The organism is Pseudomonas huaxiensis (genome assembly GCF_003231275.1).
GTDB lineage: Bacteria > Pseudomonadota > Gammaproteobacteria > Pseudomonadales > Pseudomonadaceae > Aquipseudomonas > Aquipseudomonas huaxiensis.
Genome location: NZ_QKVL01000206.1, coordinates 1 through 322, shown reverse-complemented (window position 1 = coordinate 322; position 322 = coordinate 1). Strand labels below are relative to the sequence as shown.

1 protein-coding gene is annotated in these 322 nt (G+C 59.9%); it reads left to right on the top strand.

From position 1 onward, the window contains the following. The coding region (locus DM374_RS32905; RefSeq protein ID WP_450088439.1) for an AMP-binding enzyme at positions 1 to 322 on the top strand (322 nt) is incomplete at both ends.

Sequence of the window (322 nt, the reverse complement as noted above, 5' to 3'; positions counted from 1 at the left end):
ACTGGGCGAAATCGAAGCGCGTCTGCTGGAGCATCCGGCAGTTCGTGAAGCCAGCGTGATCGATATCGATGGCCCGAGCGGCAAGCAACTGGCGGCCTATCTGGTGGCCCAAGACGGCGGTGATTTGAAAGACGCGCTCAAGGCGCATCTGAAGGCCCATCTGCCTGAGTTCATGGTGCCAAGCCACTTCGTGCTGCTGGAAAAAATGCCACTGAGCGCCAACGGCAAGCTGGACCGCCGTGCACTACCCAAGCCCGATATCAGTCAGTCGCAAGCTGCCTATGTTGCGCCGACGAACGCGCTGGAAACCCAATTGGCGGCA